Source organism: Undibacterium parvum, from assembly GCF_003955735.1.
In the GTDB taxonomy this organism is placed as follows: domain Bacteria; phylum Pseudomonadota; class Gammaproteobacteria; order Burkholderiales; family Burkholderiaceae_D; genus Undibacterium; species Undibacterium parvum.
In genome coordinates this window covers 4675663-4699460 of sequence record NZ_CP034464.1, presented here as the reverse complement: position 1 = coordinate 4699460, position 23798 = coordinate 4675663, and the positions used below count along the sequence as shown (strand labels likewise).

Genomic DNA, 23798 nt, shown 5'->3' with positions numbered 1-23798 from the left:
TGCGGGCGATGACAAAAGTGGCAATAAAAATGAACGACCGTTCTATTATCTGGAGTTTGCACAGACATGTCAATTGCTTAAAAGAGACAAAGAGAGAGCTGAATACAGCGCTGAATTGATAGCTGAATTACAGAGCTAAACATAGGGGGAGAGGGGGGGACTTCTAAAAACCAAGGAACCGTGATTGCGACTCACAGGGAAAAGCTTTGCCGCAGAGGCGCAGAGGTCGCAGAGGGGAAAACAAAGATTTTCTCTGCGTCCTCTGCGCCTCTGCGGCGAGAAAAGTTTTTGTTTTTAGGTTTTTAGAAGTTTCCAGAGGGCCAGGCGCAGTATTTATGCGCCTAGCACAAGCTTTTTGGTCTACAAGGCGCATGAATGCTGCGTATTGCAGTTGGTAGGCTAAGTGCAGAGCCTAGCGTGCATAGACTTAGTGACGGCTGAGATTTTTAAGATAGTGCGAGTAAACCGCTTCATAGCGGCCATTTTGTTTGATGGTACGTAAAGCGGCGTTGAAGTCATCGCACAGCGATTGCTCGCGAAACGCCATATGGCTGTAAATATCAGGGAACTGTCTATGAATTTCAAACTGTTCAGGGGTATAGCGTGGATCAGCCCAAGTTTGCAGGCTATTGAGGAAAATATACATATCCCCGACGCTGACGTCATACTGCCCGGTGGCCAATAGTCTAGCCTGGTCGGCAGGGTGCGAGACTTCGCGGTACATGTTCGGCTCTGAGCTGCTTACCATCTGAAAAGGCTTACCCAAAAAAGTATGCGCGCCTTGGTAAGTGACGATACTTTTTCCTTTTAAATCCTTGATCTCCGAGATCTTCAGCGTGCGTTCTTTGCGGGTGATTGCCACATCGCTGTAGCGGAAGATAGGATCACTGCGACATCCAGTGATTTTGGCATCAGCGAAAATATTGGCTGAACCATCCACGCGCCCTTCGTTCAACTCTATCACCAGACGGTAATTCGACATCGGTACCAAACTCTTTAGCTGATACTGCGGTAAAAGTTTAAAGGTTTCGTAGATTAAATCGGTAAATAGCCCGGTGTTGCCTTTCTCGCTGAAGTAAGGCGGGAAGTTTCCAACCCCGATCTTGAGCTCTCTGGCGTGCAGCACAGGGCTCATTAGTAGGATGGCCGACAGCATTGCCACCAGCCGCGCGCATACCAATAGCGGCATCTTGAATTTGGGTACAGCGCGTAGTGGCGTATTCATTTCAGTGGTATTTCTTTGAGAATGAGTCGAAAGTATCTCGCATCTAGGCAGTTATCACAAGGGGATGCAGTGCAGTGGACGAAAAAATGGGCCAGTATCAAAACGATAGCGGCCCATGTCTAAGTTAATTTGCCAGAACTAAGGCAAACTCAAACAGTGTGTTACCAGACCCGACATTGATCCTTTTTGACCATGGCTTGTCCCGCCTTGCAAGCAAATGCCTTATGAAATTGTGGCATATTTACTGCCACACCATTAATGCGGAACTGTGCTGGCGAATGTGGATTGGTCAGCGCATTGACGCGTAGATTTTCAGGTCTGTCATTGGCGCAATCCCACTGCGCAAAGCCGATAAAAAATCTTTGCTCTGGCGACAAACCATCGCGCGCTTCACTAGGATGTTCGGCAAACTCGGCTTGCCATGCCATCCACGCCAATAACATGCCGCCCAGATCGGCTGAATCTTCACCCAAGGTCAGCTTGCTATTGATTTTGATGTCATCGACGATGGTGTAGCCAGCGTATTGATCGACGATACATTGCGAACGCTCTAAAAACGCTTTGGCGTCTTTTTTGTCCCACCAGTCTTTCAGATTGCCTTTGGCGTCAAACTGACGGCCTTCATCATCGAAACCGTGGATGATTTCGTGGCCTATGGTGCCGCCGGTGTTGCCGTAGTTCGGACCCGCATCCATTTTATTGTCGAACAGGGGCGGTTGTAAAACCCCGGCTGGGAAGTTGATATCGTTCATTTGTGGGTTGTAATACGCATTCACGGTTTGCGGTGTCATGCCCCATTCAGCGCGTTCCACCGGCTTGCCGATTTTTGCCAACTGACGGCGGGTTTCAAACACTGTACCGCGCTGTACGTTGCCAGCAAAATCATTGGCTTTCACCTCGAAGTTGCTGTAATCGCGCCAACTATCCGGATAGCCAATTTTATTGACGATACTGGCCAGTTTTTCTTGCGCCTTGGCCTTAGTCTTTGCGCTCATCCAACTTAAAGATTCGATGTCCTTTTTCATTGCAGCCTCGATTTGCAAGGTCATGCGCAGGGTTTGTTCTTTTAGTTCAGGGCTAAAATTACGTTTCACGAATTCCTGGCCTAGTGCCTCGCCCAACTGCACATCGATCAAACCGACGCAATACTTCCAACGGGGTGGCTGCTCAGGCACCCCGCGCAAAGTCTTGGAATAGAAAGCAAAATTTTCTTGAACGAAAGGGCTGGATAACTGCGCCGAGGCATTGTGCAAGACATGCCAGCGCAGATAGGTTTGCAGCTCTGCCAAAGAGCGTTGCTGCCATTGCTGGCTCAATTTTTTGTAAAATTTCGGTTCAGTGACATTGAAGCTGGTCAGCTCTTTTTTACCTATGCCTTCGAGATATGCATTCCAGCTGAAATTTGGTGTGAGTGCCTGCAAAGCCTTCAGATTCATCTTATGAAACTGCTGGTAGGGATCGCGTTTTTCTACCTGCGTCAGGGTGGCTTTGGCTAACTCTGTTTCTATCGCCAATACCGTCAGACTAAATTGCTGCGCCTGCGCTGGCGCTACGCCACTTAATTCAAAGGTCTTGGCAACGTGCTGGGTATATTGCTCACGCATTTTTTTTGATTTTTCATCGGTCTTGGTATAAAAATCGCGATCCGGCAAACTGATGCCGCCACCGGTGGCAAAGGCAATCACGCTATTCGAGTCACTCAAATCCTGACTGGCACCGAAACCGAAAAACAGACCTTCATCAGCGCTGGCAAGGTGTAATTGCGCCAAGACCTTGGCCAGTGAAGCCTTGTCTTTCATGCCGGCGATTAAGTCTAAAGTCGGCTGTAGTGGTGTGATGCCGCGGCTTTCTACGCTAGACTCATCCATGCAAGAGGCAAAATAATCGCCAATTTTTTGCTGTGATGCATTACGTCCTTCGGTGTTTTTGGCAAAGCCAGCCAAAATACCCCACAGATATTGCTGATTATCCTGCGCCAATTTGGAGTACACACTCCAGCTAGACCTATCCGATGGAATCGGGTTAGCCGCTTTCCAGCCGCCACAACTATAGGTATAAAAATCTTCGCAAGGATCGACGCTGGTATCCATAGAACTCAGGTCCAGGCTAGGGTGGTAAGGCAGGGCGTTGAGGGGCTGATCTGGCTTGAGCGCCGCATTTGCCGTCGTATCCGCTGCAAAAATAGCCGCGTTACTGAGTAGACCAAACGCCAGTAGTGCGGCGCTAAGGGGACGTAATTGAAGCATTTTGTAATTCTCCATATAAAGCAAACTGCGCAATGATGTGCGCGTGCTTAGTTGTAATCGACTACTACTGAGAAGCCGCCAACATTATAGTCGTAACACTAGTCAAAATATTACGATGGCTACGTGGCTTGTGGTTTTTCGCCACAAGCTCATCAGAAGATCTGAGTGCAGCACAGACAGAAAGCTTAGGGCCTCAATTTTAGTAAAAATCAAATTCAAACTCAATTGGCTGACTGCTAGTAATCCCATCCCCCAATTGATCGAAGTCAATGCGTAAGCTGGCGATAGCCATCTACACTAGCCTCATCACCCGAGTAAAACATTCTGCTTTACTTGAACGTGCTTACAAATTTAGGCCAAATAGGCCCACACTAGGAGTGCATATGTACTATAGCAATGGTAACTACGAAGCTTTCGCGCGCCCTCGCAAACCTGCAGGTGTCGAGAATAAGACTGCCTGGTTTGTCGGCTCTGGGCTGGCGTCACTGGCGGGTGCGGCATTTCTGATCCGTGACGGCCAGATGGCGGGCAATCGTATCACCATCCTGGAGCAGCAAGGCTTGCCCGGCGGTGCGCTCGATGGTATCAAAGAGCCCAAAGAGGGCTACGTGATACGCGGTGGGCGCGAGATGGAAGATCATTTCGAATGTCTGTGGGATCTGTTCCGCTCGATTCCTTCGCTAGAGATCCCCGGTGCTAGCGTGCTCGATGAGTTTTACTGGCTCAACAAGGATGATCCTAATTATTCTTTGCAGCGCGCCACCATGCAGCGCGGCCAGGACGCGCACACCGACGGCTTGTTTACGCTCAGCGAACAGGCGCAAAAAGAGATCATTACGCTGTTTCTGGCGACCCGCGAGGAGATGGAAAATAAGCGCATCAACCAGGTGTTCGGCACTGAATTTTTGGATAGTAATTTCTGGTTGTACTGGCGCACTATGTTTGCCTTTGAAGAATGGCATTCGGCGCTGGAGATGAAGCTGTACCTGCACCGCTTCATCCATCAGGTCGGCGGCATGCCGGATCTGTCTTCGCTAAAATTCACCAAGTACAATCAGTACGAATCGCTGGTGCTGCCGCTGGTCGCGTGGTTACAAGAGCAGGGTGTGCGGTTTCAGTACGGGACCGAAGTGACCGATGTCGATTTCAAGTTCGACGATGGACGCAAGCAGGCCAGCGCCATCCACTGGTGTCAGGACGGTGTCGCCAGCAGCGTCGCGCTAGGTCCGGATGACTTACTCTTCATGACCATAGGCTCACTCACCGAGAACTCCAATAATGGCGACCATCACAATGCCGCCAAGCTCAATGTAGGCCCGGCACCGGCCTGGGATCTGTGGCGTCGCATCGCCGCCAAGGATGAGGCTTTTGGTCGCCCAGACGTGTTTGGCGCGCATATTCCCGAAACCAAATGGGAGTCGGCCACCGTCACCACGCTCGATCAACGCATCCCCAGGTACATACAGAAAATTGCCAAGCGCGATCCGTTTAGCGGCAAAGTGGTGACCGGCGGCATCGTGACGGTGAAAGATTCAGCCTGGTTGCTGAGCTGGACGGTCAACCGTCAGCCGCATTTTAAACAGCAGCCTAAAGACCAGATCGTGGTCTGGGTGTATGGCCTGTTTGCCGATAAGCCCGGTGACTACGTCAAGAAAAACATGCAAGACTGCACTGGCGAAGAGATCACGCAAGAATGGCTGTACCACATGGGCGTGCCGCTGGAGGAGATTGCTGAGCTGGCCGCCACCGCTGCCAAGACGGTGCCAGTGATGATGCCCTACATCACCGCCTTCTTCATGCCGCGCCAGGCTGGTGACAGGCCTGACGTAGTGCCTGCGGGATCAGTCAACTTCGCCTTCATCGGCCAGTTTGCCGAATCGAAAGAACGCGACTGCATCTTCACCACCGAATACTCAGTGCGCACGCCGATGGAGGCGGTCTACAGCTTGCTCAAGGTCGAGCGTGGTGTGCCTGAGGTTTTCAATTCGACCTACGATATCCGTAGTCTGCTGGCCGCCGCTGGCCGTTTGCGTGACGGTAAAGCGATGAGCATCCCAGGGCCAGGCTTCTTGCGCAAATTGCTGATGAATAAGCTCGACAAGACCCAGATCGGCGCATTACTGCGCGAGTTTAAGATCGTCAATGATGAGTAAGTAGCTCGCTCAGTTCGGCTAAGTTCAACTGTGACTGTTCAGTCGCTATGAAACGATCATTTTTCGATTGCGAAACCTTCCTTAACCTGAAGGTGAATTCTGGATACCGGATCAAGTCCGGTATGACGATAGCGAGGGGCTTTGGCATCGTCATCATCGTGGCTGAATACGCATATTCAGGCTGGCATCGCTAGCCCGGTTAAATCCGAATATTAACAATACTCCCCACCAGTGTTATTTGGATGCCCAATCAGAATATGCGCCAATGGCAGGGTCTGGCTCAAAAAAACGGGGAGTATCTGGTTTTACTCAGAGAACTGAGCTAGCCGCAGCGGCTAAGCATCAAGCCAAAGACGCGTCCAGGCAAATCAAAAAAATAAATAATCCACCTGAGTAATCGATGTTGGTAAAATTCAAACAAGCTAAGCGCCGCATCGCTGCTTAGCCTGCGCGCGACTGTTCAGCTTCATTTGATATGCACATCTGAAAGAACTTCTGTATGCCACAAATTAATGCGCCAGGGGTGGATCTTGCACAACTCGCCGCCACCAGCATTTTGGCGGCACCGGGGCAGCCCTTGCTGGTCGGACAGTTGTGGCAAAAACAAACGGTGATACTGGTGTTTCTGCGCCATTTTGCCTGCATTGCTTGCCGCGCCCATGCGGCGCAAGTCTGGGCCGAGCGCGAGAAATACCAAAGTAGCGGTGCCAGGATCATCTTTATTGGCAATGGCCAAGCCAGCTGGATAGAAAAATTTCGCCAGGATCTGGGGATAGAGCACGGCGTCGTTCTGACCGACCCCTCGCTGCTGAGCTTTGAAGCCGCGGGCATGCGGCTAGGCTACTTCGATCTGCTGCGCCCGCAGTCTGTGATTAACCGCATGAAACTCGCCCAGGACGGCTATAGTGCCACGCCCTACCACAAGGATGCTGGCAATCATTGGCAAATGGGCGGGATACTCGCCGTCAGTAAGCAGGGAAAAGCCCTGTTTCACTTCGCCAGTCAGGCCTTGGGTGACTTTCCAGACGAACCCTATCTGGATTTGATCAACGAGGATGAGAAGGCGATTCTTTCAGCTTGAACGGCAGTGGCTCGATTTCGCGCCGTATGTAGACTATTCTGCAGGAGAATGAGCGCTTCTATTCTTGCTCTATAATAACGCCTGCCTTGCTGTCGCAGAGTTTTGTAGTCGGTTTTTCTATTATTTATTTTTACGCAACAAATGAACATTTTTAAAGCTCTCGTTACTGCTCTGCAGTATTCGATCCCGCACTCGACCCTGTATGCGATCCTGGTTTTTTCCGCGCTGGCTAGTGGCAATCTAGCCGCTCAAGTTGCTGGCGATTATCAACATTGGCGCTTACCAAGCATTGCGCCGCAACCGGCCGACAATCTAGGCACTCCAGAACGCATAGAGCTGGGCAAAATGCTGTTTTTTGATACCCGCTTATCTGGCGACGGAACATTGTCCTGCGCGTCTTGCCATTTGGCGCAATTTGGCTGGAGCGATAGAAAAGCGGTTTCTTTAGGCATAGGCGGCAAACCTATGGATCGCAACAGCCAGAGCCTGGTCAACATCGCCTATAACACTGGCCCTGTCATGTGGGCGGGGCAAAAGCTCAGTCTTGAAGATCAAATCAATGGGCCCATGAAAAACCCGAATATCATGGCAACCGACATACCCAGATTACTAAATTTACTCAATACGACACCGGCCTATAAACAAAGGTTTGAGCAAGCCTATCCAGGCGAAGAAATTAATCTGGCGAGTATAGGAAAGGCCATTGCGAATTTTGAGCGTAGTATCTTGAGTCAAGCCACGCCATTTGATCAATGGCTGGCCGGTAAGCGGAATGCCATGACGGGCCAGCAACTGCGCGGATTGCGTTTATTCACGAATGAAAAAAAGACCAATTGTGTGGCCTGCCATAGACCGCCCAACTTCACTGACTATGGCTTTCATAATATTGGGCTCGCCTCCACCGATATTGGCCGCTATCAGCTCCAGCAAATGCCGGTTTTGATGGGTGCGTTTAAAACACCGCAACTACGTGATGTCGAACACAAGGCGCCATTTATGCACAATGGTTCTTTGAAAACATTGATGGAAGTAGTCGAGCACTACAATCAAGGCAATCTCAGAGCCACGGTGGGCGAAGTCTCAGTCGATATCCGTCCCTTACATCTATCGGCGCGAGAAAAGGCTGACTTGGTCGCCTTCTTAAAAGCGCTGAGCGGGCCAGTGCAGAAAATGGCCGCGCCTATCTTGCCCGAATAAGCCGCTAGCGGGCCAACCACAAACATTCTGCTTGCGCTACGCCGCGCCTGCGCTGTACCCAGCTTCAAAAACGCTGCCGCAATAGGAATGCGGTTGCTGGCAGCATTTCGGCCTGCAGAGCGCATCGATACTGGGCACACGATTTTGAAATATCGAAGTCTGCGGCGCGCTGTTGGTTTAGATTCCGTAAGGCGCAATACGCCTGCAGTGATTGACGCCTCAGATATTAGGCCTTCTGGCTGTGCCTAGTGCGCCTTAGGGCTTGAAGATTTATGCGTGATGGAGAAACGATCCGGCCTATTTTTTACGTTGCAGGTGGGCGTTCACCAGCATCCCGGAAATCGATATTTCCGGATACATATCCGGTAACGCGACATCGGGGCCGAACCAACGTGCTTCGCTTATTTCTTCACCATCGACACAGATCTCGCCACTGACATAGTCAGCCGTAAACGCGATCATCAATGAATGTGGAAACGGCCAGGATTGGCTGCCAAAGTAGCTGATGTTATTCACCTTTAAGCCGACTTCTTCCATTACCTCGCGGTGGATCGCGTCTTCTATCGATTCGCCAGCTTCTAAAAAACCAGCCAGTGGACTAAAACGCCCGCTAGGCGAACGGCCATGATGTGCTAGCAACACGGTATCGCCTTTTTTGATTAAGACCATCATCGCCGGAGAAATGCGAGGGTAGGCGATGTGGCCACAGGCGCTGCACTGGAAGGCGCGTTCACCGCTAGCGAGCTGCATAGGGTTTGCGCATACTCCGCAATAACGGTGCGTGCGTATCCACTCATTAATCTGCGCGGCACGGCTGGCAAGCCCGAGCAGTTGATCATCAAAAACGCCAAATAATTCGCGCAGGCTTTTGAAAACAAAACCACGATCAGCTTCGACCTCTGCTGCTAGCCAGGTGGTGCAGCAATATTGCGTTTGCCACATGCCCAGCGGGTGCATATGGTCGGCTTGCAAACCCTGCGGTATGCCTGCGCTTGTGTCCGGCAATGTCAGGTCACTTTCGCGTACGAGTAATTCGCCAGAACGGAAAATAAACACCAAAGGCGCGGCATGCGTCTGGGGCACCAAGGTAGGGATAAAAGTGTCAGGTGTTCTTAGCATAAGTAGGACGATTACAATTGGGTAGAACAAAGGGGGATTATATATACTCCCCGCAGTGTTATTTTTTTGCGCAATAAGCACGTGGGCAAACGGCTTAATTTATTTCCATAATAGGGGAGTATATGCCTAAGCCAGGATTCAAGGCGGCGCAATAGAACTGCGCGCCAGGCTACCTGAGGCATTTCGCCATATGGATTTATCCCGCTACCGCAATCATTCTGGCGATGCCGATTTTGCGGCGATTTTCTTCAACTGGCGCTTGCTGCGCTTGGCACGCAGTATCGCTGCGGTACCGGCGCGGTACGGGTCGACGTGGAATGGAAAGCGCTGCTGAGCGCTAAACCCATCTGGCATATAGTCGCCAAACACGCCGTACTGCTCGGGGAATCCCTGCTGACCCTTGATCGCCGTGCCAAACAGATGGTCGATAAAAGAGAAGTGGGCTGCATAGTTTTTATCCAGCGCGATCTGGTCGGACGAATGATGCCAGTGATGGAAATCGGGCGTGACGATCAGGTATTTCAGCGGCCCCCAATTGAGATGCACATTGGCGTGGTTAAACACAGCCTGAAAGCCCACCACGATGATGTACACATCCATCACCGACTTTTCAAATCCCAGCACATACAAGCTACCCAGCACCAACACGCGGGTGACAATCAGCTCCAGCATATGCATGCGCGATCCGGCCAGCCAATCCATGGTCTTGGTGCTGTGATGCACAGCATGGAAGCGCCACAGAAACGGCACTTCATGATACGCCCGGTGGGTCCAGTATTGCGCCAGATCTGCTACCAATATGCACAGCAAAAGCTGCGGCAAAAACGGCAGCGCCTGCACCAATTCTTGCAAGGACGGGAGCGCGATCCAGCCGAATATTTTGTGGATCAAAAAATTCACCGTCAACAGCGCTAAACCAATGATGAAATGGTTCACCGCAAAATGCACCAGATCGGTCTGCCATTCTTTTCTAAAAATCGGCTGACCGCGATACAGGGGGAAGATCTTTTCCAAGGCTACGAAGATCAGCGTAGAACCGAGTAAATCAAGAATAAACCAGTCCATGCCTATGTAGGGCGTGTGATCTGGAAACTCCGCAATAGGCACATGCGAGCCACCCAGCGCCAAACTGGCCACCACCAGCGCACCGGCCACCCCGTTGATGCTACGGGCGCGCCCGAGGATTACGTTGATCAGACTAATCGATCCCGCAATCACCAGTGCCGCAAAAATCAGGTGCCTAACCATATCGTAAGAATACTTATTGCGTAGTTCTGGCGTGGTTAAATACTGCGGAAAATGGAAGGCCAACACCCCCAATACACACAGTATCGCCAAGCCCAAAGCCCACACGCCGCTGACGATGCCATAACCTTTTTTCAGCTCGCCGTCGGCGCCCATCAAGCGCGCGGTATCCCTGGCCGCATCCGCCAGCGCGCTCACCGGCGCCGATAAAATTACTTGCTGCTTCTCTTGCATAGTGTCCTTGTGATTGAAGTGCATCTGCTCAGCCCCAAGCCTGTGTGATGCGTGCAAAATGTCCGCATCCTAGTCGCAAAATTAACCGCGCGCTTGAGCTATTGGCTGGAAGCGAGAGAGGATACCTTAAATTTAAGTTGGTAGCGCGTCAATAGTTACAGACGGAGTACGGCGCACGGCAAGCCAAAATGCTCAATCAAGTTTTCAATACCACCAGCCCAGTTTTCCGGATGCGCAGCTAGCCGTACGCGCTGATGCAAAGTCATGCAATATTGTAGAGACTGCCGAAAGTGTTTGCGCAATACCGCTGTGACTATTGCGGCTTCCGCATTACGCGGTACTGTCTTGCAGGCCTCACTGTTTTTTATATACTCCGCCCTGAAAAATCAACCCGTTACCCTTAATCGGAAGTGCAAGCGTTTCAAACGGGATAGGGATCAGTGACGTCACATCCATAAGAACACGAATAACGCTCTGGCGGTCTACCTTGACGGCAAAATCAAAATGTTTAATCGGATCATTTTCGCTTTCTATAGTATCGATACCGATACCCGTAATCGACTGCCCAGCTTGAAGCGTGGCCATGACGTAGCCTGAGTCGAAACGCGTCATGTTTTGAACGGAACCATCAGCATATTTGACTTGCGCTTTGCTATTTTTAGCGATGCGCACACCATTTTCCGGATCGTCAACATAAATGGCGACGTAGGCGACGTTCGGCTCCTTGATCTTAGCTTGAACGGTTCTGGAGCACGAATATGTGGCATATTGCCAAATCGTTGGATGCAGATCATCGATGTCAAAAAGATCGCGATATTTATCATCAATTGCTATCGCCTGTACGATCATTTTGCGCAGTGCATCTTCAGCTCCCCGGTACGATTTTAGTTTTGCCATCAATGTGTTGGATGCCTGAGCCCAAGATTCACTATCTTGAGTCTCCGCTTGAAAAGCGTTTATTTCTGCTTTGGTTTTTATGCGCAGCGCATGAAACGCCGATAATTCGGCGGGCAGCTTGGCCACTGCTATTTTCCCGGCCTTGTTTGCTGCCGCCAAGTCTGTATCGTAGCTCATGGCGGCTGCTGTTGCGCCTGCATCGGCGGGTTCAGCTTGCTGCTTGGGTTTTCCGCCTGCGACCGCAATCTGTCGATATAAGAAGGGGCAAAACGCATGGGCCTTGTCATCCCTTGCGCTTTCTTGTAGGTACTTAAGCTGGCTTGCGGCATCGTCTGACCATGGCTCTACGCCTTTGAGTGAGAGAAATGGACGCCGCGCTTTGAGCGCTTTCGAGGTGAGCACAAGCTTCCCATCCCGCAACTTCCAAGTGCCCTGGCTTTGCTGGTCCATGGCACCATAACTCATAGCCCATTCAAAGCTGCCGTCCCGTTTGAGCAAGAGTTCAGAGCCGACTTCTGTGACGCCGCTGAGATAGTAGTGGCCAGCGAGATTTTCGCCTTGAGCGCAAGCAGCGCTGATAAACAGCATGAAAATCCCAGACACGCTCACTGAGCGCCTAAGTGCAAACGCAAACATATTGAAAGCGGAGAAAAAATTTGTGAAGTTCATAGATAGTCAAATGTTGGTGGCTGGGTTTGAAATTTGAAATTGGAACATCGGGAGTTAAAAACACGTCGCATCGATTACGTACATGCCATACGGCGCAATACGTCTGCGGCTATTGCAGCTTTCGTATTGCGCAATACTGCCTTGCAGTGTGGTAGGGGTGAAATCCGCGCAGCTTGCCGATTAACAGCGCGGGTTTCACCCGCCCTACATGGGCTGTGCCAATTAAAGTTGCGGCTTATTGCCGCGCTGTGCTTCCTGATCGATCAGTTTTTTCTTTTCGATCGCATCCTTGGCTGCTTTAATTGCCGCCATATCGTATCTCAGCTTAGGATTCACCATAGTCACAGTGTATGTTGAGACAAGACTCATTGTGGAATCACCTACGCCCGTTGACATACGGGAGTTAACGGCGAATCCACATTTTTCGCTGAATTTTCGTGGCACCCACATCGATAAATGCGTACCAGTGATGTCACCCAGGTCATCTGTGCTGTTGCCATCGGTATGGCAAGGAGAAACGCCGTAATAATCGCCGAGTTTGACAGACATATATTGCTTGCCGTTGGCATCGTAATCCCACACCATGCTCATGATTTCACTATGCGTCGACTTGCCATACTTGCTCTCTAAGGATTCGCGCAGGGTCTTCATATTGACGTATTTTTCTTTGTCGGCGATCTGTTGTGTTCTACCGGCATACCAGACGACACCGGCTTCGTTTTGCAGCACGACGAATTGATCCGCATAAAAAGTTGGCATGTTCTGCTTAACGATTTTGACCACGGCGCTCAGGCCAACCACGCGACCATCTGATAGTTTGATTTCGTCAAACACATAGGCCGGATTAATTTTTTGCAGCGCAGGTTTGGCCAAAGCCATTTGAGCGCCGATTCTGTAGCCGCTGATGTCAGCTTCATTGTAGGCGGCGCTGTATGAGGCGCCGTGCGCCGCAAAGCATACGGCAGCGAGAGCGAACTTGCTTGCCAAAACATAAGTTTTTTGCATGTTTAAAAACTCCGTTGTAGGGGGACTTGGGTATGAGGAAAATTATCGAATTTTCATTCAAGACACATAATTTTCGAGAAAAATTATAGCAAAATTGACAAAATTATCCTAGTTGTTGTTACAACTTTTACTAGATGAAGAGTCAGCAGCGGATAATCGCTGGCAAGCTCTTTATCCATAAACGCGCTGACCGCATGTGCCTCAAGCGTGTGCCGCATGGTCAGACATCGCATCGCCAGGAAGATAGCGCTGGCCAAAGGAAGTGGAGATAAATTTTTGTTTGCATGCTTTTAGCTCTCTTGCGCAGATCAGTAGGGTGCGCCGTGCGCACCAAGCGTTCAAGAGTTGCGGGTTGATTGCTGACGTTTGCGGTGATGCGGTGCGCTTGGCGCACCCTACTTGGTACGCAGGCTACTCTTGCTTGCAAAACGCTTGCCCAATACCGCTGCGGCCTGAGGCAGCATTTCGGCCTGCAGAGCGCATAGATACTGCGCAAACGATTTTGAAATGGGTGGGTATGCGCTTGGCCTTACTCCCTTTGCGCAGCTTGACGCACCATGTATGACGCTGCCTTACACATGTGACCGTCAGCAAACCGGTAGGGTGCGCCGTGCGCACCTGAGGTTCACGAGCAACAGCAAAAATTTATTGCTGAAGTTTGCTGTGATCGGTGCGCATGGCGCACCCTACGCCCTACGCCCTACGCCCTACGCCATACGCCATACGCGTTACGAACTTAAAACTTCTCAATCAGCGTTTTGCGCTTGCTGGCGTATTCTGCTTCGGTAATCAGACCGTCTTTTTTAAGTGCGTCTAATTCCCGTAACTTCTCACTCAGGTTCGATGCTGGCGGCACAGCGGCGGCTTCTTTGATGGCCGGTGCTGGTGGTGTTATTTGTTGTGGCGTGGCTGTGCTGGTCGTGCTTGCTGCACTTGTGGTCGGGCCGTTACTGGTCACTACTGGTTTGCCGGCGCTGTTGTAGATCGTGTTGATCACTTCATCGATCATCTCTGACTGCGATTTACGGGTGAGCGAGGTGTGCAGAGAGTTGCCGACTGCCATAGGCCAATCTGATTTTGGGTCGCGGATGGTGACGGTCAGCTCAAGCATGTACATGGTGATGTCCCAACGCCAGCGGTCGATATAGGTGACGATGGCGTCGACGTTGCTCGGTGGCGTCGCGCCGGTGCTGACGGTGACACCCTTGAGTCTGAGTTTGTCTGCGATCTCTTCATTGACCTTGGTATTATCCGAAGGCAAGTGCTTGACGTGCATGGTTTTGAGCGAGGACAGATTGACCAGGGGATTAACATTGGCGGTCGAATGATTGACGCAGCCTGTGCTCAGTACAGCGATGAAACTTAGGCTGACGGCGAGTTTTAAAAATTTATACAAAATAGATCCTTGATGGTTGAGTGCGGTAAATCTGTTTAAGTGTGACGTTGTTGCGTGTGCTACACGCAATAACGCTGCGGCTGCTGGCGGCATTTTGGCCTGCAGACCGCATGAATACTGCGCAATACACCTGCGGCTATTGACGCCTTACGGTCTTCAGTTGAATGACAAATTTTCTGGCCACAGAAAGTATGGGCCGAAACGTGATTTGGCAATAAATTCTACGCCAGCCAGATCACCCTTAGTCGCTAGCGTATGCTTGCCATCGCTTACTACAATAAAACCAGCGGAAACTGCACGCTCTATCAGTTCTTCTGTTTTGAAACCTAATTTTTTCGCCAGTTTTGAAGTCGTGAGTTTGCCTGGCATATCGTCGCCATCGTCCTTCTCGACGACAGCAATAGTTTTAATATCGACCGGGGTTGTTACTCTCTCAAGCGATATCCGGACTTCCTCGCTTATTCGAATAATGCGTTGCGCTTCTTCATAGGCATCTTTATAAAGCGGCGCGTCTTCAGAGCGACGGATAAGGATACCCATCTCATTATTGTTGACCTGACTGAATTCATAGAGATTAAGACTGGTAATGATGCACAGCTCTTCATTCATATAGCATTTGGCGTGCAGGTTCTTGCAAAAACTTGTACGAATATAGGTGAGCCCGCGAAGCCAGTCGATTTCCTGTGGTTGCAATTCGCTTTTACCATAAACAATGCGAACATCGATTTTGAGTCGATTTTTATCCGCCAGAAGTTCTTTCATCCGATCATTCAACTTAAGAAACGGGCTGATCAAAATTAATCGATCCGTCGCGCTCTTAATTAATTCTTCTAGAAAGTAATTAGTCGCACTTGTGTTTAAAAATTTTGCCATTTATTTCTTCCCAAATTAATATCGCAAACTAGCGATGGTTTGTCTGTTTATCTTAAAATCAAAAAGAAGCGCATCGCTTTAAATCTTGAAGCGATACTGCTCCATTTAGGCTATTACGCCTTAAGCCTAAAAAATGTTGGAATGTTAGAACTGACCCCGTGGTTGCATACGGCGCAATACGCCTGCGGCTATTGACGCCTTACGTATTACGCCTTACGGCCTTACACATGCGACCATCAGCAAATTTGTAGGGTGCGCCATGCGCACCAAACGCTCAAGAACAACAACAAAAATTTATTGCTGAAGTTTGCTGCGATCGGTGCGCATGGCGCACCCTACGAGGTACGCACGCTACGCTTGCTTGCCGATCAACAGCGCGGGTTTCACCCGCCCTACACGGCTGAAGTTTGCTGTGATCGGTGCGCATGGCGCACCCTACGAGGTACGCACGCTACGCTTGCTTTTTCCTAAATATCTTCGATTCTCCTCAAGCAAATACTGCTTTATTAAGGATCGCTGAAGAATCGTAAAAAGAATTAAATGGTTTCAGTTCCTGAAATATTGATTTCGCCAAATCGGTAAATTCGTTAGTAAGGATTTCTAAGGCAGCTACTTTATTCTCGTCATCAAATATTTTCCGACTCCCATCGGGAACATGGAGATTATCCCGATAGGCTTTTATCTCCCAAAGTAGCGCGAGATGAGCCCGAATTTTCTCTACAAGGCCTAATCTCATATAAGTTGGTAAAGATAGGTTCTCACCCATGTGATAGCCGATCGCAGCTAAGTCATAACTACTTAGTCTTTTTGCGATTCTTTTTTTGTAATCCGGCATGTCTGCAATTAAATTTTTCATCAGTCGAATGACGCACTTTAAGTTTCCTGCATATTTAGAATCACGATCGTTGACAAGTTTAATGTGGGTAAACGGATAATTTAATAAAAATACATGGTTCTCTTTGTCGTAAATTTTTATACCACGATCATGTTCCTGACCAGACTGTTGATATTTTCTGGTATCGAACCAAATCGCTGGAACAATATCAACTTTTCTTTTTAGACTACCGCCACTTAGTGCAATCGATTTACTTCCTTTGCAGTCAATCTCGGCCATAGGGAAATTTATTGGAAGAATAATTTCAGATTTTTTTCGAACATCTTTAATAATATCGATCAAGGCTCTTGGATCGCTGGCGGGCAAATAACCATTTACATTCACTGTTGGTAGTTCGACATTGACAGTGTTCGTTGTGATTATCAGCATATCAACATCGGAATGTCCTTCGATGTGAATATTAAGGGCCACAGAGCCTTGAACTTTTTGAGTGACAGACTCGCCATGATTGAGCAGACTTTTTATTAAACTATTTGCTACCCTAGTACCTTCATTAATAGAAACAAGCGTAGATTTTTCTTCAACTGCTGCCATTGCTCCGATTGTATATTTGATACCCGTTGATTCATTTAACGTCTCAAAGGCTTCAGACTTTCTTACATCTACACCCGCGTGTATTGACCCCAGTGATTCAAATAAGGCGGTTTCTCGAGAGCCTTGACGACGGTCTTTTAGGGATTGAAGCCTTTTATCAAAATCAATCATGTGATTCCTTAACTAAATTTATAACACCAAAAGTGCGCCTTCCAGCGCTATTGAAATATGACGCTTTACCAATTTTTAAATCGCTGTCGAGTTCGATTTCGCAAAAACCTTTGTGTGAATTTAGTTCATGAGATTGTTCCAATTCAGGCTCATTTCTATAGCTATAACTTAGTAACCAACCGCCTGTTGGACCATGCCTTTTTGATAGCGTGGCTGTATAGCTATTACTTTGGCTATTTTTGGTCTTGAGGTGAATTAAAATCTCTTTCCAATTTTGAGTTATTCCTATTTCACCACTCCAATTAAATTCGGTACTGCCATCCACATTTAAAGTTTGACCCGTTAAAAGCCATTTTCCATTCAAATCTGGAATTTTAAAAAATGGTAATTTCCATGCCCATTTATTGAAGACCCAATGCAAAACAAAATAAACTAAACCCGTTGTAACTGTAGCCTTTGCAAAAGCGTCGAGACCGGTGAGCTTATTCATAAAGGCTAGTAATTGCGCTATGCCACCAGCAATTAAAATAGAAGCTAATCCCAGCCACCTTCCAATGGAAGTTCTATCATGTCCAAATACTACGTAATCGTGCATATTGTCCCCTCTTTCTTGATAAATTAGATGACGTACATTTAACTTCAATAATTAATATAATGTTAATCAATAGGATCAGTTTGAGGCGATTAGTTTCATTTCAATAGCCATTTCTATATTTAAAATCACTGCTCAACGGTTTTTCATCCAACCCCCACCAAACTCCTACCACCCGAAGTCCTCTGCACCAAGATCTTGGTAGAGATGCGCTCCGTCATTTCCTGTACATGCGAGATCACGCCTACTTTTCGGCCCATGGCTTGCAGGCCGTCTAGGGCGTCCATCGCTACGCGCAGGGTGTCGGCGTCCAGGCTGCCGAAGCCTTCATCTATGAACAGTGATTCGACCCGTACGCGATTCGATGACAGTGATGCCAGGCCTAGTGCTAAGGCTAGCGAAACCAGGAAGGATTCGCCGCCGGACAGCGAGTGTACCGAGCGGGCTTCGTCGCCCATGTCCTGGTCTATCACCATCAGGGCTAGGGTGTCTTTGATGCGTTGCAGGCGGTAGCGGCGTGATAGTTCGTGCAGGTGGCGATTGGCGTAACCGAGTAACACATCAAGCGTGTATTGCTGCGCGTAGTTGCGGAATTTTTTGCCGTCGGCCGCGCCTATCAGGGCGTTGAGTGTCTCCCAGATTTTGCTCTTGGCTTCCTGGTTTTCCATCAGTTTGACGATGTCGGCAGCCTGGCTGCGGCGCGCCTGATCTTGCGCGATGGCGGCCTGGCACAGACTGGCGCTGGCGTTGGCGGCTTGTCTTTGTGTGGTTAAAGTTTGCAGCGCTTGTTGTAAGGCGGCGAGGGCGGTTGTATCACTGATTGCGTTGATAGGGCTGTCAGGGTTGAGATGCTGCTCGCTGGCCTGGCTTAGCTCAGTCTGGTCGGGCGCATCTGGGTCTGTGGCGCTTGCTGCGCTGAGCGTGGTGTTAAGTTCGGCATTAAGTTGCGTACTAAGTTCGCCACCAAGTTCGGCAATTAGATTCTCTAACTGAGGGCGTTCGGCTTGATGGCTTAGCCTGCGCAGGCTGCGCTCTTGGGCGACTGCGGCGGCTTGCTGGCTGGCGTTGGCTAGCGCTTGCAGCGCGGCGCGTTCGGCGGTGATCCATGCGGCGTCGTGTTCTAGCAGGGTGCGTAGTTGCTCTGTTGCCGCTGTTGCTGATTGTTCCGGAGGGCCTGCTTCAGAATTTTCGCTTTCGTTTTCCTCCGATGATGAATCTTCGCTGGCAAATAGGGCGGCGTTTTGTTCTAGCCAGTTGGCTAGTTGCGCTGCGGCTTGTTCGGCTTCTGCGCTGTCGCTGGCGAGGCGCGCTTTGGCTAGTGCTAGAGCTTCGCTGCTGCGGCTGTGCTCTTGTGCGGCGGCGCTGGCGGCTTGCGTGGCTTGCGTCTGGCCTTGTTTAGCGCTGGCGATGGCGCTTGCCAACTGCGCTTCTATCTGGCTGACGCTGAGGACGGTTTCGCCGCTTTCTGCTGGATGGAGTGCGCGCAGGATGGCGGCTCTTTGCGCTTGCTTGTCTTGCAGCGCCAGACTACTGGCGGCCAATTCTGTGCTGGTGCGCTGGCGTTCTTGTTCGGCCTTGGCTTGCGTCTCTGCCAGATTGCTTAGCTCTAGATTGAGGGTGGTGTGACGCTGGCCGCTTAGCTCTAGCTCTTTACTTTGGCTAAGCCAGGCTCGGGCGTGTTCGGCGCAGCGTTGCTGAAACTGCTCGGGGGCGGCTTGCCATTGTTCTTGCCATAGATCCTGGTCCTCGTTTGCGCCAGAGTAGTTGTCGCCCACCTGCGCATGGCTATTTGGACTACCCTCACCCCAAGCCTCTCCCGCGAGCGGGCGAGGGGGCTTAAATGCGGGGGCTAGTTCTGCCAGGCAGAGTGCCAGACGCTCGCTGCTTTGTTGGGCTTGCTCGCTGGCGTTTTTGCTGGCGGCTAGTGTTTGCTCTAAGGCGCTGGCGGCGTGGTTGGCGGCGTCTTTTTTATTCTGATGATCTAGGGTGGCGCGTTCTAAGGTGGCTTGCGCGGTGTCGCGGTTTTGCAGCGCTAGTCGGCTGGCGTTTTCTAGCTCGGCGATCTGCGCTAGTTGCTCTTGCACGGCCAGGCGCTGCTGGTTAAACCAGGCGTTTTGCCGTTCGGCGTCCTTGGCTAGGGTCGCCAATTCTGTAGCCAGTGGGTGACTATTCCATGCTTCTTGCTGGGCTTGTAGTAGCGCGTTTAGCTGGCTCAGTTCTAGCTGAGTTTGCGCCAAAGATTTTTGTTCACTGGCCTCTTGTGCCGCATGGCTGCTGTGCTCTTGCTGGGCTTGCTGGCTTTGTTGGCGGCATTGCTGTACTTGTTCTTGCAAGGCGTGTAGCAGGGCGCGCAGTTGCGGGTTGTCGGTGCGGTAGGGATGCTGCTCTGATCCGCACACCGGGCAGGGCTGGTCAACCACTAGCGCAGCGCGCAGGCTTTCTACGCTGGCGGCACAGGCGGCTTCGGCGAGTTTGAGTGAATGTTCTGCTTGCGTTTGCGCGGCGGCCAGTTGCGGCAGCTTGGCGGCAGCTAGCGCAGCGGCGGCTTCGCTGAGTGCGATGGCTTGCGCGCTGGCTGCCGCTTGCGCCTGCATACTGTGCTGGCGTGTGCCTAGCTCGGCCAGTGTCTGTGCAGTATGCGCGGCGCTGCTGAGCTGTTCGCGCCGTGTGTCTAGCGCTTGCTTTTTGGCGGGCGTGTCGCCACATTTTTCGCTGGCGGCTTGATAGTGTTGACTAGCTAGTTGGCGCGCTAGCTCGGCTTTGGCTAGTTGTTCTGTGCTGCTTGCCAGGGCGGCTTGGCTGCTGGCGAGTTGCGCGTTCTGGGTCTCTTGGTTTTTGGCGTTTATGGCCAGTATGCCTGTAAACCCAGCGTATTCATTGCGCAAGCCGCTAGCTTGCCTGAGGAGTATATCCCAGGCGGGCCAGTTTTCTGCCAGCGTTTGCAGGGCGCTGTTTTGGCTTAGCCATTGCTGAGTCGCCTGCTGTTTTTGCTTGTTGGCGTTGAGTTCGGCTTGCTTGCTGGCCTGCTGTTCTTGGGCTAGCGTAGCGGCTAGCTCGGCGGCGTGCTGAGCGGATTGTTTGGCCAGGTGCGCCGGATTCAGCGTGGCGATACTGGCGTCTAGCGCTTTGGCTTGATCGAGTTGCGGCGCGGCCAGGCTTTGCGCTTGCTCGGCTGCCTGTACTTGGCGCTGTGCGCTAGCCAGTGCTGCCTCAATCTGATCGCGGTTGAGCGCGGCTAGCTGCACTCTGCTGCTGGCATCGGTGATTGCGGTTTGCTGTGCGCTGATACTACGGCTTAGTCTGTCGGTTTCTGCCAGCAAGGGGCGTGCTGCTTGTGCCTGCTCTAGCTGCTGCAGGGCGCTGCTACGCGGTTTGGCTTGTTCTTGCTCGGCTTGCTTTTGCTGGCTAAGTTGTTCGGCTAGCTGCTGCTCTTGCGCTAGTTTGTTATCTAGCTCAAACCAGCGTAAGTCGTGCTCTAGCGTGGCTTTGCGCGCATCGAGTGCGGCCACGCTGGCATTGGCGGCCTGGCTGTCTTGTTCCAGCTGTGTGCGCTGCTCTTCGGACAGTGGCTTTTGATCTGCCAGCCTGTCGTTGATGCGTTGCAGTTCTTGCTGTTCTAGCTTGGCACGGGCAAAGGCACGCATCGATAACTGGCTGTAGATGCTACTGCCGGTTAAGGTTTCTAGTAGCTCGCCACGCTCGTTGTCTTCGGCTTTTAAGAAGCTGGAGAATTCGTTTTGCGCCAGCAAGACGGCGCGGGTGAATTGCTCAAATTTGAGACCTACGCGTTTTTCTATCTCGGCCTTGACCTCGGTTTTTTTGCCGCCGATAGGCAATAATTGCGGCAATTGGTGCAGGCTCATGCTGGTCGGTTGCAGGCCGCCATTGGCCTTGTTGCGCGAGCGCCGTACGCTCCAGCGGGCGCGGTAGCTAAGATCGTCGCTGCCGACAAAATCGACTTCGGCATAGCCTTCGGCACAACCGCGCCTGAGTAGATTGGCGGCGTCTTGATGGGTGATGAAGTCGCTGCCGTCGGGTAGGGTTTTATTGCCACCGGCCTTGATCAGGCGCGGCGTGTTTTCGTACAAGGCCATGCACAGGGCGTCTAACAAGGTGCTTTTGCCCGCGCCGGTGGGGCCGCTAATGGCAAATAGGCCAGCTGATTTTAGCGGCTCTTGCTCAAAATCGACTTCAAATTCACCGGCCAGCGATGCCAGGTTTTTACCGCGTATGGCGAGTATCTTCATGCTTGCACCTCGATCACTCTTCGGCCGTTCATTATTTTGGCCCACTTCGCTCCTTCTCCCGCAAGCGGGAGAAGGTTGGGATGAGGGTGTCTGCAAGGCCTAATCATGGCGTGCCCACTTCATCGCTGAGCATTAATTCGGCAAACGCGGCGGTCAATGGCGCTGGCGTTTCGCCTTCAAATTTGCTGCGGCACAGGCGCTCGAAGATCTGGTCGGGTTGCAGTCTTTCTAGCTCATCGAGCGTGGCTGGCACATCGTTACTACTTATTTTGGCGGCGAAGCTGGTTTCTATCTTGGCCAACCGCACCGGTTTGCCTTCTAGCGCGGCTTCTATGGCGGCGCGCAGACCGGGCTCGGGCGCATCTAAACGTACTCTGACCTCGAGATATGGCTGTTGTTCTGGCGGCGTATCGGCAGCAATATCTAGCGCTGTTAATGCTACCAAGACCTGTGCAAGCGGCGCGGGCTGTCTAGGTACGCGCAACAACTCTACCGCACGCGGCACCAGCAACGGCGTGATCTCGGCCGCTTGTTCATCTGCCAGATCGACGCGCAAGACCTGATGTTGGTAATCGACTTCGGCAAACGACATTGGCAACGGGCTGCCGCAGTAACGCAGATGCGCTTGCTTGCCGACTTTTTGCGCCAGATGCAGATGACCAAGCGCGGCGTAGGCGATGTTGGCGTCAAACATATTGGCCGACAAAGCCTCGGTGCCGCCGATGACGATGCGGCGTTCGGATTCTTCTGAAATCTCGCCACCGACCATGTGACAATGGCCGAGCGCGATGATGGCCTGGCCGGGCTGGCGCAGGCTCAGCGCATGTTGCAGAGTCTGTTGGTAGAGCAGGGCGATGCCTTGCATGTACGGATCGAACGCGTCTTCCACCCGCGGCACGTCACCCGGACGCAGGAAGGGGATCGCCAGACACCAAGCCTGGATTTCGCCGGCCGCGTTTTTCAATGGCACCACCAGCTTGCTCAGATCAATACTGGCGTCAGCCAGGCGCGGCACAAAACCGATCACGGTAGCGTCCAGCGTTTCTAGCAAGGGGCCGGGGGCTTCTAGCCGGCCTGGAGAATCGTGATTGCCAGCGATGATGACGATGTTCAGATGCGGCACGCGGCTTTTGGCTTGCTGTAAAAAGCGGTAAAACTGTTTTTGCGCGGCGGCCGACGGGTTGGCGGTATCGAAGATGTCGCCCGAGATCAACAGCGCTTCGGCTTGTTCGCTGACCAGCGTGCTGATCAGCCAATCGAGAAAGGCTTGATGCTCAAATCCGCGCTCAAAATTGTGCAGGGTCTGGCCCAGATGCCAGTCAGAAGTGTGAATGAAGCGCAAGCGAAATCCTTGATGCCAGAGTGGCGTAATAGTTTTGCCACTAATATAACTGATGCGGATGAAAAACGTAAGTGATTAGCAATGTTTATTGTGGGAAATCAAGACAATATCGACCAATTTACCCACGATGCACTCGTCTAGATGCATGTTTGGCGACAGCGAGGCTTTGAAAATTAAGCTGCTTGTGCTATAGTAACGACCTTCGCGGCTGTAGCTCAGCTGGATAGAGTACTTGGCTACGAACCAAGGGGTCGTGGGTTCGATTCCTGCCAGCCGCACCAGAATATAGGGACTAGATGAAAATCTAGTCCCTTTTTTCTTTTGTGCCTTGCAAACTCGTAGCCACACTCACGAACCTAACTCACACCAGCGACTCCCGTTTTTTTGCCTTTCAGAAAAATATCCGCCTCCAGCATTGTGAAAATCAAGTCGCCTGTGCTATAGTAGCGACCTTCGCGGCTGTAGCTCAGCTGGATAGAGTACTTGGCTACGAACCAAGGGGTCGTGGGTTCGATTCCTGCCAGCCGCACCAGAATATAGGGACTAGATGAAAATCTAGTCCCTTTTTTCTTTTGTGCGCGCGGTTTTCCCTGCATTCTTCGCGCAAAAGTACTTAATTCTAGCGATCAAACGCCTAGCTGTCTGTTAAAATTATTGCTAGAGAAGCATGTAATTAT

16 protein-coding genes and 2 tRNA genes are annotated in these 23798 nt (G+C 51.2%); 6 read left to right on the top strand and 12 right to left on the bottom strand.

The annotated features are described in order from the left end of the window. Window positions 1-427: 427 nt before the first annotated feature. Both EJN92_RS20405 and EJN92_RS20400 read right to left on the bottom strand, forming a co-directional pair. Window positions 428-1225, bottom strand: a complete 798-nt coding sequence (locus EJN92_RS20405; RefSeq protein ID WP_126129512.1) for a substrate-binding periplasmic protein — start codon at window positions 1223-1225, stop codon at window positions 428-430. Between the two features lie 161 nt (window positions 1226-1386). Further along, window positions 1387-3471: a M13 family metallopeptidase gene (locus EJN92_RS20400; protein WP_126129511.1), complete on the bottom strand. Its 2085-nt coding sequence runs from the start codon at window positions 3469-3471 to the stop codon at window positions 1387-1389. Window positions 3472-3854: 383 nt separating this feature from the next. Between EJN92_RS20400 and EJN92_RS20395 the strand changes: the two genes are divergently transcribed. The 4 genes from EJN92_RS20395 (at window position 3855) to EJN92_RS20385 (ending at window position 7902) form a co-directional block, all read left to right on the top strand. Then, window positions 3855-5624: an oleate hydratase gene (locus EJN92_RS20395; RefSeq protein WP_126129510.1), complete on the top strand. Its 1770-nt coding sequence runs from the start codon at window positions 3855-3857 to the stop codon at window positions 5622-5624. A 47-nt stretch (window positions 5625-5671) separates the two neighbouring features. Then, window positions 5672-5818, top strand: a complete 147-nt coding sequence (locus EJN92_RS21495) for a hypothetical protein (RefSeq protein ID WP_157984409.1) — start codon at window positions 5672-5674, stop codon at window positions 5816-5818. A 305-nt stretch (window positions 5819-6123) separates the two neighbouring features. Further along, the gene (locus tag EJN92_RS20390; RefSeq protein ID WP_126129509.1) at window positions 6124-6705 is read left to right on the top strand and encodes an AhpC/TSA family protein; all 582 of its coding nucleotides are present in this window, start codon (window positions 6124-6126) and stop codon (window positions 6703-6705) included. Between the two features lie 141 nt (window positions 6706-6846). Then, window positions 6847-7902, top strand: coding sequence for a cytochrome-c peroxidase (locus tag EJN92_RS20385; protein ID WP_126129508.1), 1056 nt, complete (start codon window positions 6847-6849; stop codon window positions 7900-7902). 297 nt (window positions 7903-8199) lie between these two features. Here EJN92_RS20385 and nudC read toward each other — a convergent pair whose 3' ends face one another. From nudC to EJN92_RS20335, 10 genes are all read right to left on the bottom strand, one after another. Then, window positions 8200-9021 (bottom strand): NAD(+) diphosphatase, encoded by an 822-nt coding sequence (gene nudC, locus EJN92_RS20380; RefSeq protein ID WP_194074950.1) that lies wholly within the window; start codon window positions 9019-9021, stop codon window positions 8200-8202. Between the two features lie 213 nt (window positions 9022-9234). Further along, complete coding sequence (locus tag EJN92_RS20375; RefSeq protein WP_126130039.1) at window positions 9235-10500, bottom strand: sterol desaturase family protein; 1266 nt, start codon at window positions 10498-10500, stop codon at window positions 9235-9237. Between the two features lie 354 nt (window positions 10501-10854). Continuing rightward, window positions 10855-12066, bottom strand: coding sequence for a hypothetical protein (locus EJN92_RS20370; protein ID WP_126129507.1), 1212 nt, complete (start codon window positions 12064-12066; stop codon window positions 10855-10857). Window positions 12067-12288: 222 nt separating this feature from the next. Beyond that, window positions 12289-13071: a hypothetical protein gene (locus EJN92_RS20365; protein WP_126129506.1), complete on the bottom strand. Its 783-nt coding sequence runs from the start codon at window positions 13069-13071 to the stop codon at window positions 12289-12291. Between the two features lie 736 nt (window positions 13072-13807). Next, window positions 13808-14467, bottom strand: coding sequence for an SHOCT domain-containing protein (locus tag EJN92_RS20360; protein ID WP_126129505.1), 660 nt, complete (start codon window positions 14465-14467; stop codon window positions 13808-13810). A gap of 156 nt (window positions 14468-14623) precedes the next feature. Then, a complete protein-coding gene (locus EJN92_RS20355; protein WP_126129504.1) occupies window positions 14624-15340 on the bottom strand; it encodes a phospholipase D family protein in 717 nt (238 codons plus the stop codon). Window positions 15341-15827: 487 nt separating this feature from the next. Then, a complete protein-coding gene (locus EJN92_RS20350; RefSeq protein ID WP_126129503.1) occupies window positions 15828-16940 on the bottom strand; it encodes a nucleotidyltransferase family protein in 1113 nt (370 codons plus the stop codon). Continuing rightward, on the bottom strand, window positions 16933-17535 hold the full coding sequence (locus EJN92_RS20345) for a Cap15 family cyclic dinucleotide receptor domain-containing protein (protein ID WP_126129502.1): 603 nt from the start codon (window positions 17533-17535) through the stop codon (window positions 16933-16935). The genes EJN92_RS20350 and EJN92_RS20345 overlap by 8 nt, the downstream gene beginning before the upstream one ends. 143 nt (window positions 17536-17678) lie before the next feature. Further along, window positions 17679-21779 carry an AAA family ATPase gene (locus tag EJN92_RS20340; protein ID WP_126129501.1) on the bottom strand — a complete coding sequence of 1367 codons (4101 nt, stop codon included), beginning with the start codon at window positions 21777-21779 and terminating at the stop codon, window positions 17679-17681. A 103-nt stretch (window positions 21780-21882) separates the two neighbouring features. Further along, the gene (locus EJN92_RS20335; protein ID WP_126129500.1) at window positions 21883-23121 is read right to left on the bottom strand and encodes an exonuclease SbcCD subunit D C-terminal domain-containing protein; all 1239 of its coding nucleotides are present in this window, start codon (window positions 23119-23121) and stop codon (window positions 21883-21885) included. Window positions 23122-23325: 204 nt separating this feature from the next. On the opposite strand from EJN92_RS20335, the gene EJN92_RS20330 reads away from it, so the two are divergent. Beyond that, a tRNA-Arg gene (locus EJN92_RS20330) sits at window positions 23326-23402 on the top strand. 174 nt (window positions 23403-23576) lie between these two features. Then, window positions 23577-23653: transfer RNA gene (locus EJN92_RS20325), tRNA-Arg, on the top strand. The last annotated feature ends 145 nt before the right edge of the window (window positions 23654-23798 follow it).

Excerpts from the sequence above, each read along its gene's own strand:
- EJN92_RS20405 (WP_126129512.1), bottom strand. The coding sequence starts at position 1,225 with ATGAATACGCCACTACGCGCTGTACCCAAATTCAAGATGCCGCTATTG.
- EJN92_RS20400 (WP_126129511.1), bottom strand. The coding sequence starts at position 3,471 with ATGCTTCAATTACGTCCCCTTAGCGCCGCACTACTGGCGTTTGGTCTA.
- EJN92_RS20395 (WP_126129510.1), top strand. The coding sequence starts at position 3,855 with ATGTACTATAGCAATGGTAACTACGAAGCTTTCGCGCGCCCTCGCAAA.
- EJN92_RS21495 (WP_157984409.1), top strand. The coding sequence starts at position 5,672 with ATGAAACGATCATTTTTCGATTGCGAAACCTTCCTTAACCTGAAGGTG.
- EJN92_RS20390 (WP_126129509.1), top strand. The coding sequence starts at position 6,124 with ATGCCACAAATTAATGCGCCAGGGGTGGATCTTGCACAACTCGCCGCC.
- EJN92_RS20385 (WP_126129508.1), top strand. The coding sequence starts at position 6,847 with ATGAACATTTTTAAAGCTCTCGTTACTGCTCTGCAGTATTCGATCCCG.
- nudC (WP_194074950.1), bottom strand. The coding sequence starts at position 9,021 with ATGCTAAGAACACCTGACACTTTTATCCCTACCTTGGTGCCCCAGACG.
- EJN92_RS20375 (WP_126130039.1), bottom strand. The coding sequence starts at position 10,500 with ATGCAAGAGAAGCAGCAAGTAATTTTATCGGCGCCGGTGAGCGCGCTG.
- EJN92_RS20370 (WP_126129507.1), bottom strand. The coding sequence starts at position 12,066 with ATGAACTTCACAAATTTTTTCTCCGCTTTCAATATGTTTGCGTTTGCA.
- EJN92_RS20365 (WP_126129506.1), bottom strand. The coding sequence starts at position 13,071 with ATGCAAAAAACTTATGTTTTGGCAAGCAAGTTCGCTCTCGCTGCCGTA.
- EJN92_RS20355 (WP_126129504.1), bottom strand. The coding sequence starts at position 15,340 with ATGGCAAAATTTTTAAACACAAGTGCGACTAATTACTTTCTAGAAGAA.
- EJN92_RS20350 (WP_126129503.1), bottom strand. The coding sequence starts at position 16,940 with ATGATTGATTTTGATAAAAGGCTTCAATCCCTAAAAGACCGTCGTCAA.
- EJN92_RS20345 (WP_126129502.1), bottom strand. The coding sequence starts at position 17,535 with ATGCACGATTACGTAGTATTTGGACATGATAGAACTTCCATTGGAAGG.
- EJN92_RS20340 (WP_126129501.1), bottom strand. The coding sequence starts at position 21,779 with ATGAAGATACTCGCCATACGCGGTAAAAACCTGGCATCGCTGGCCGGT.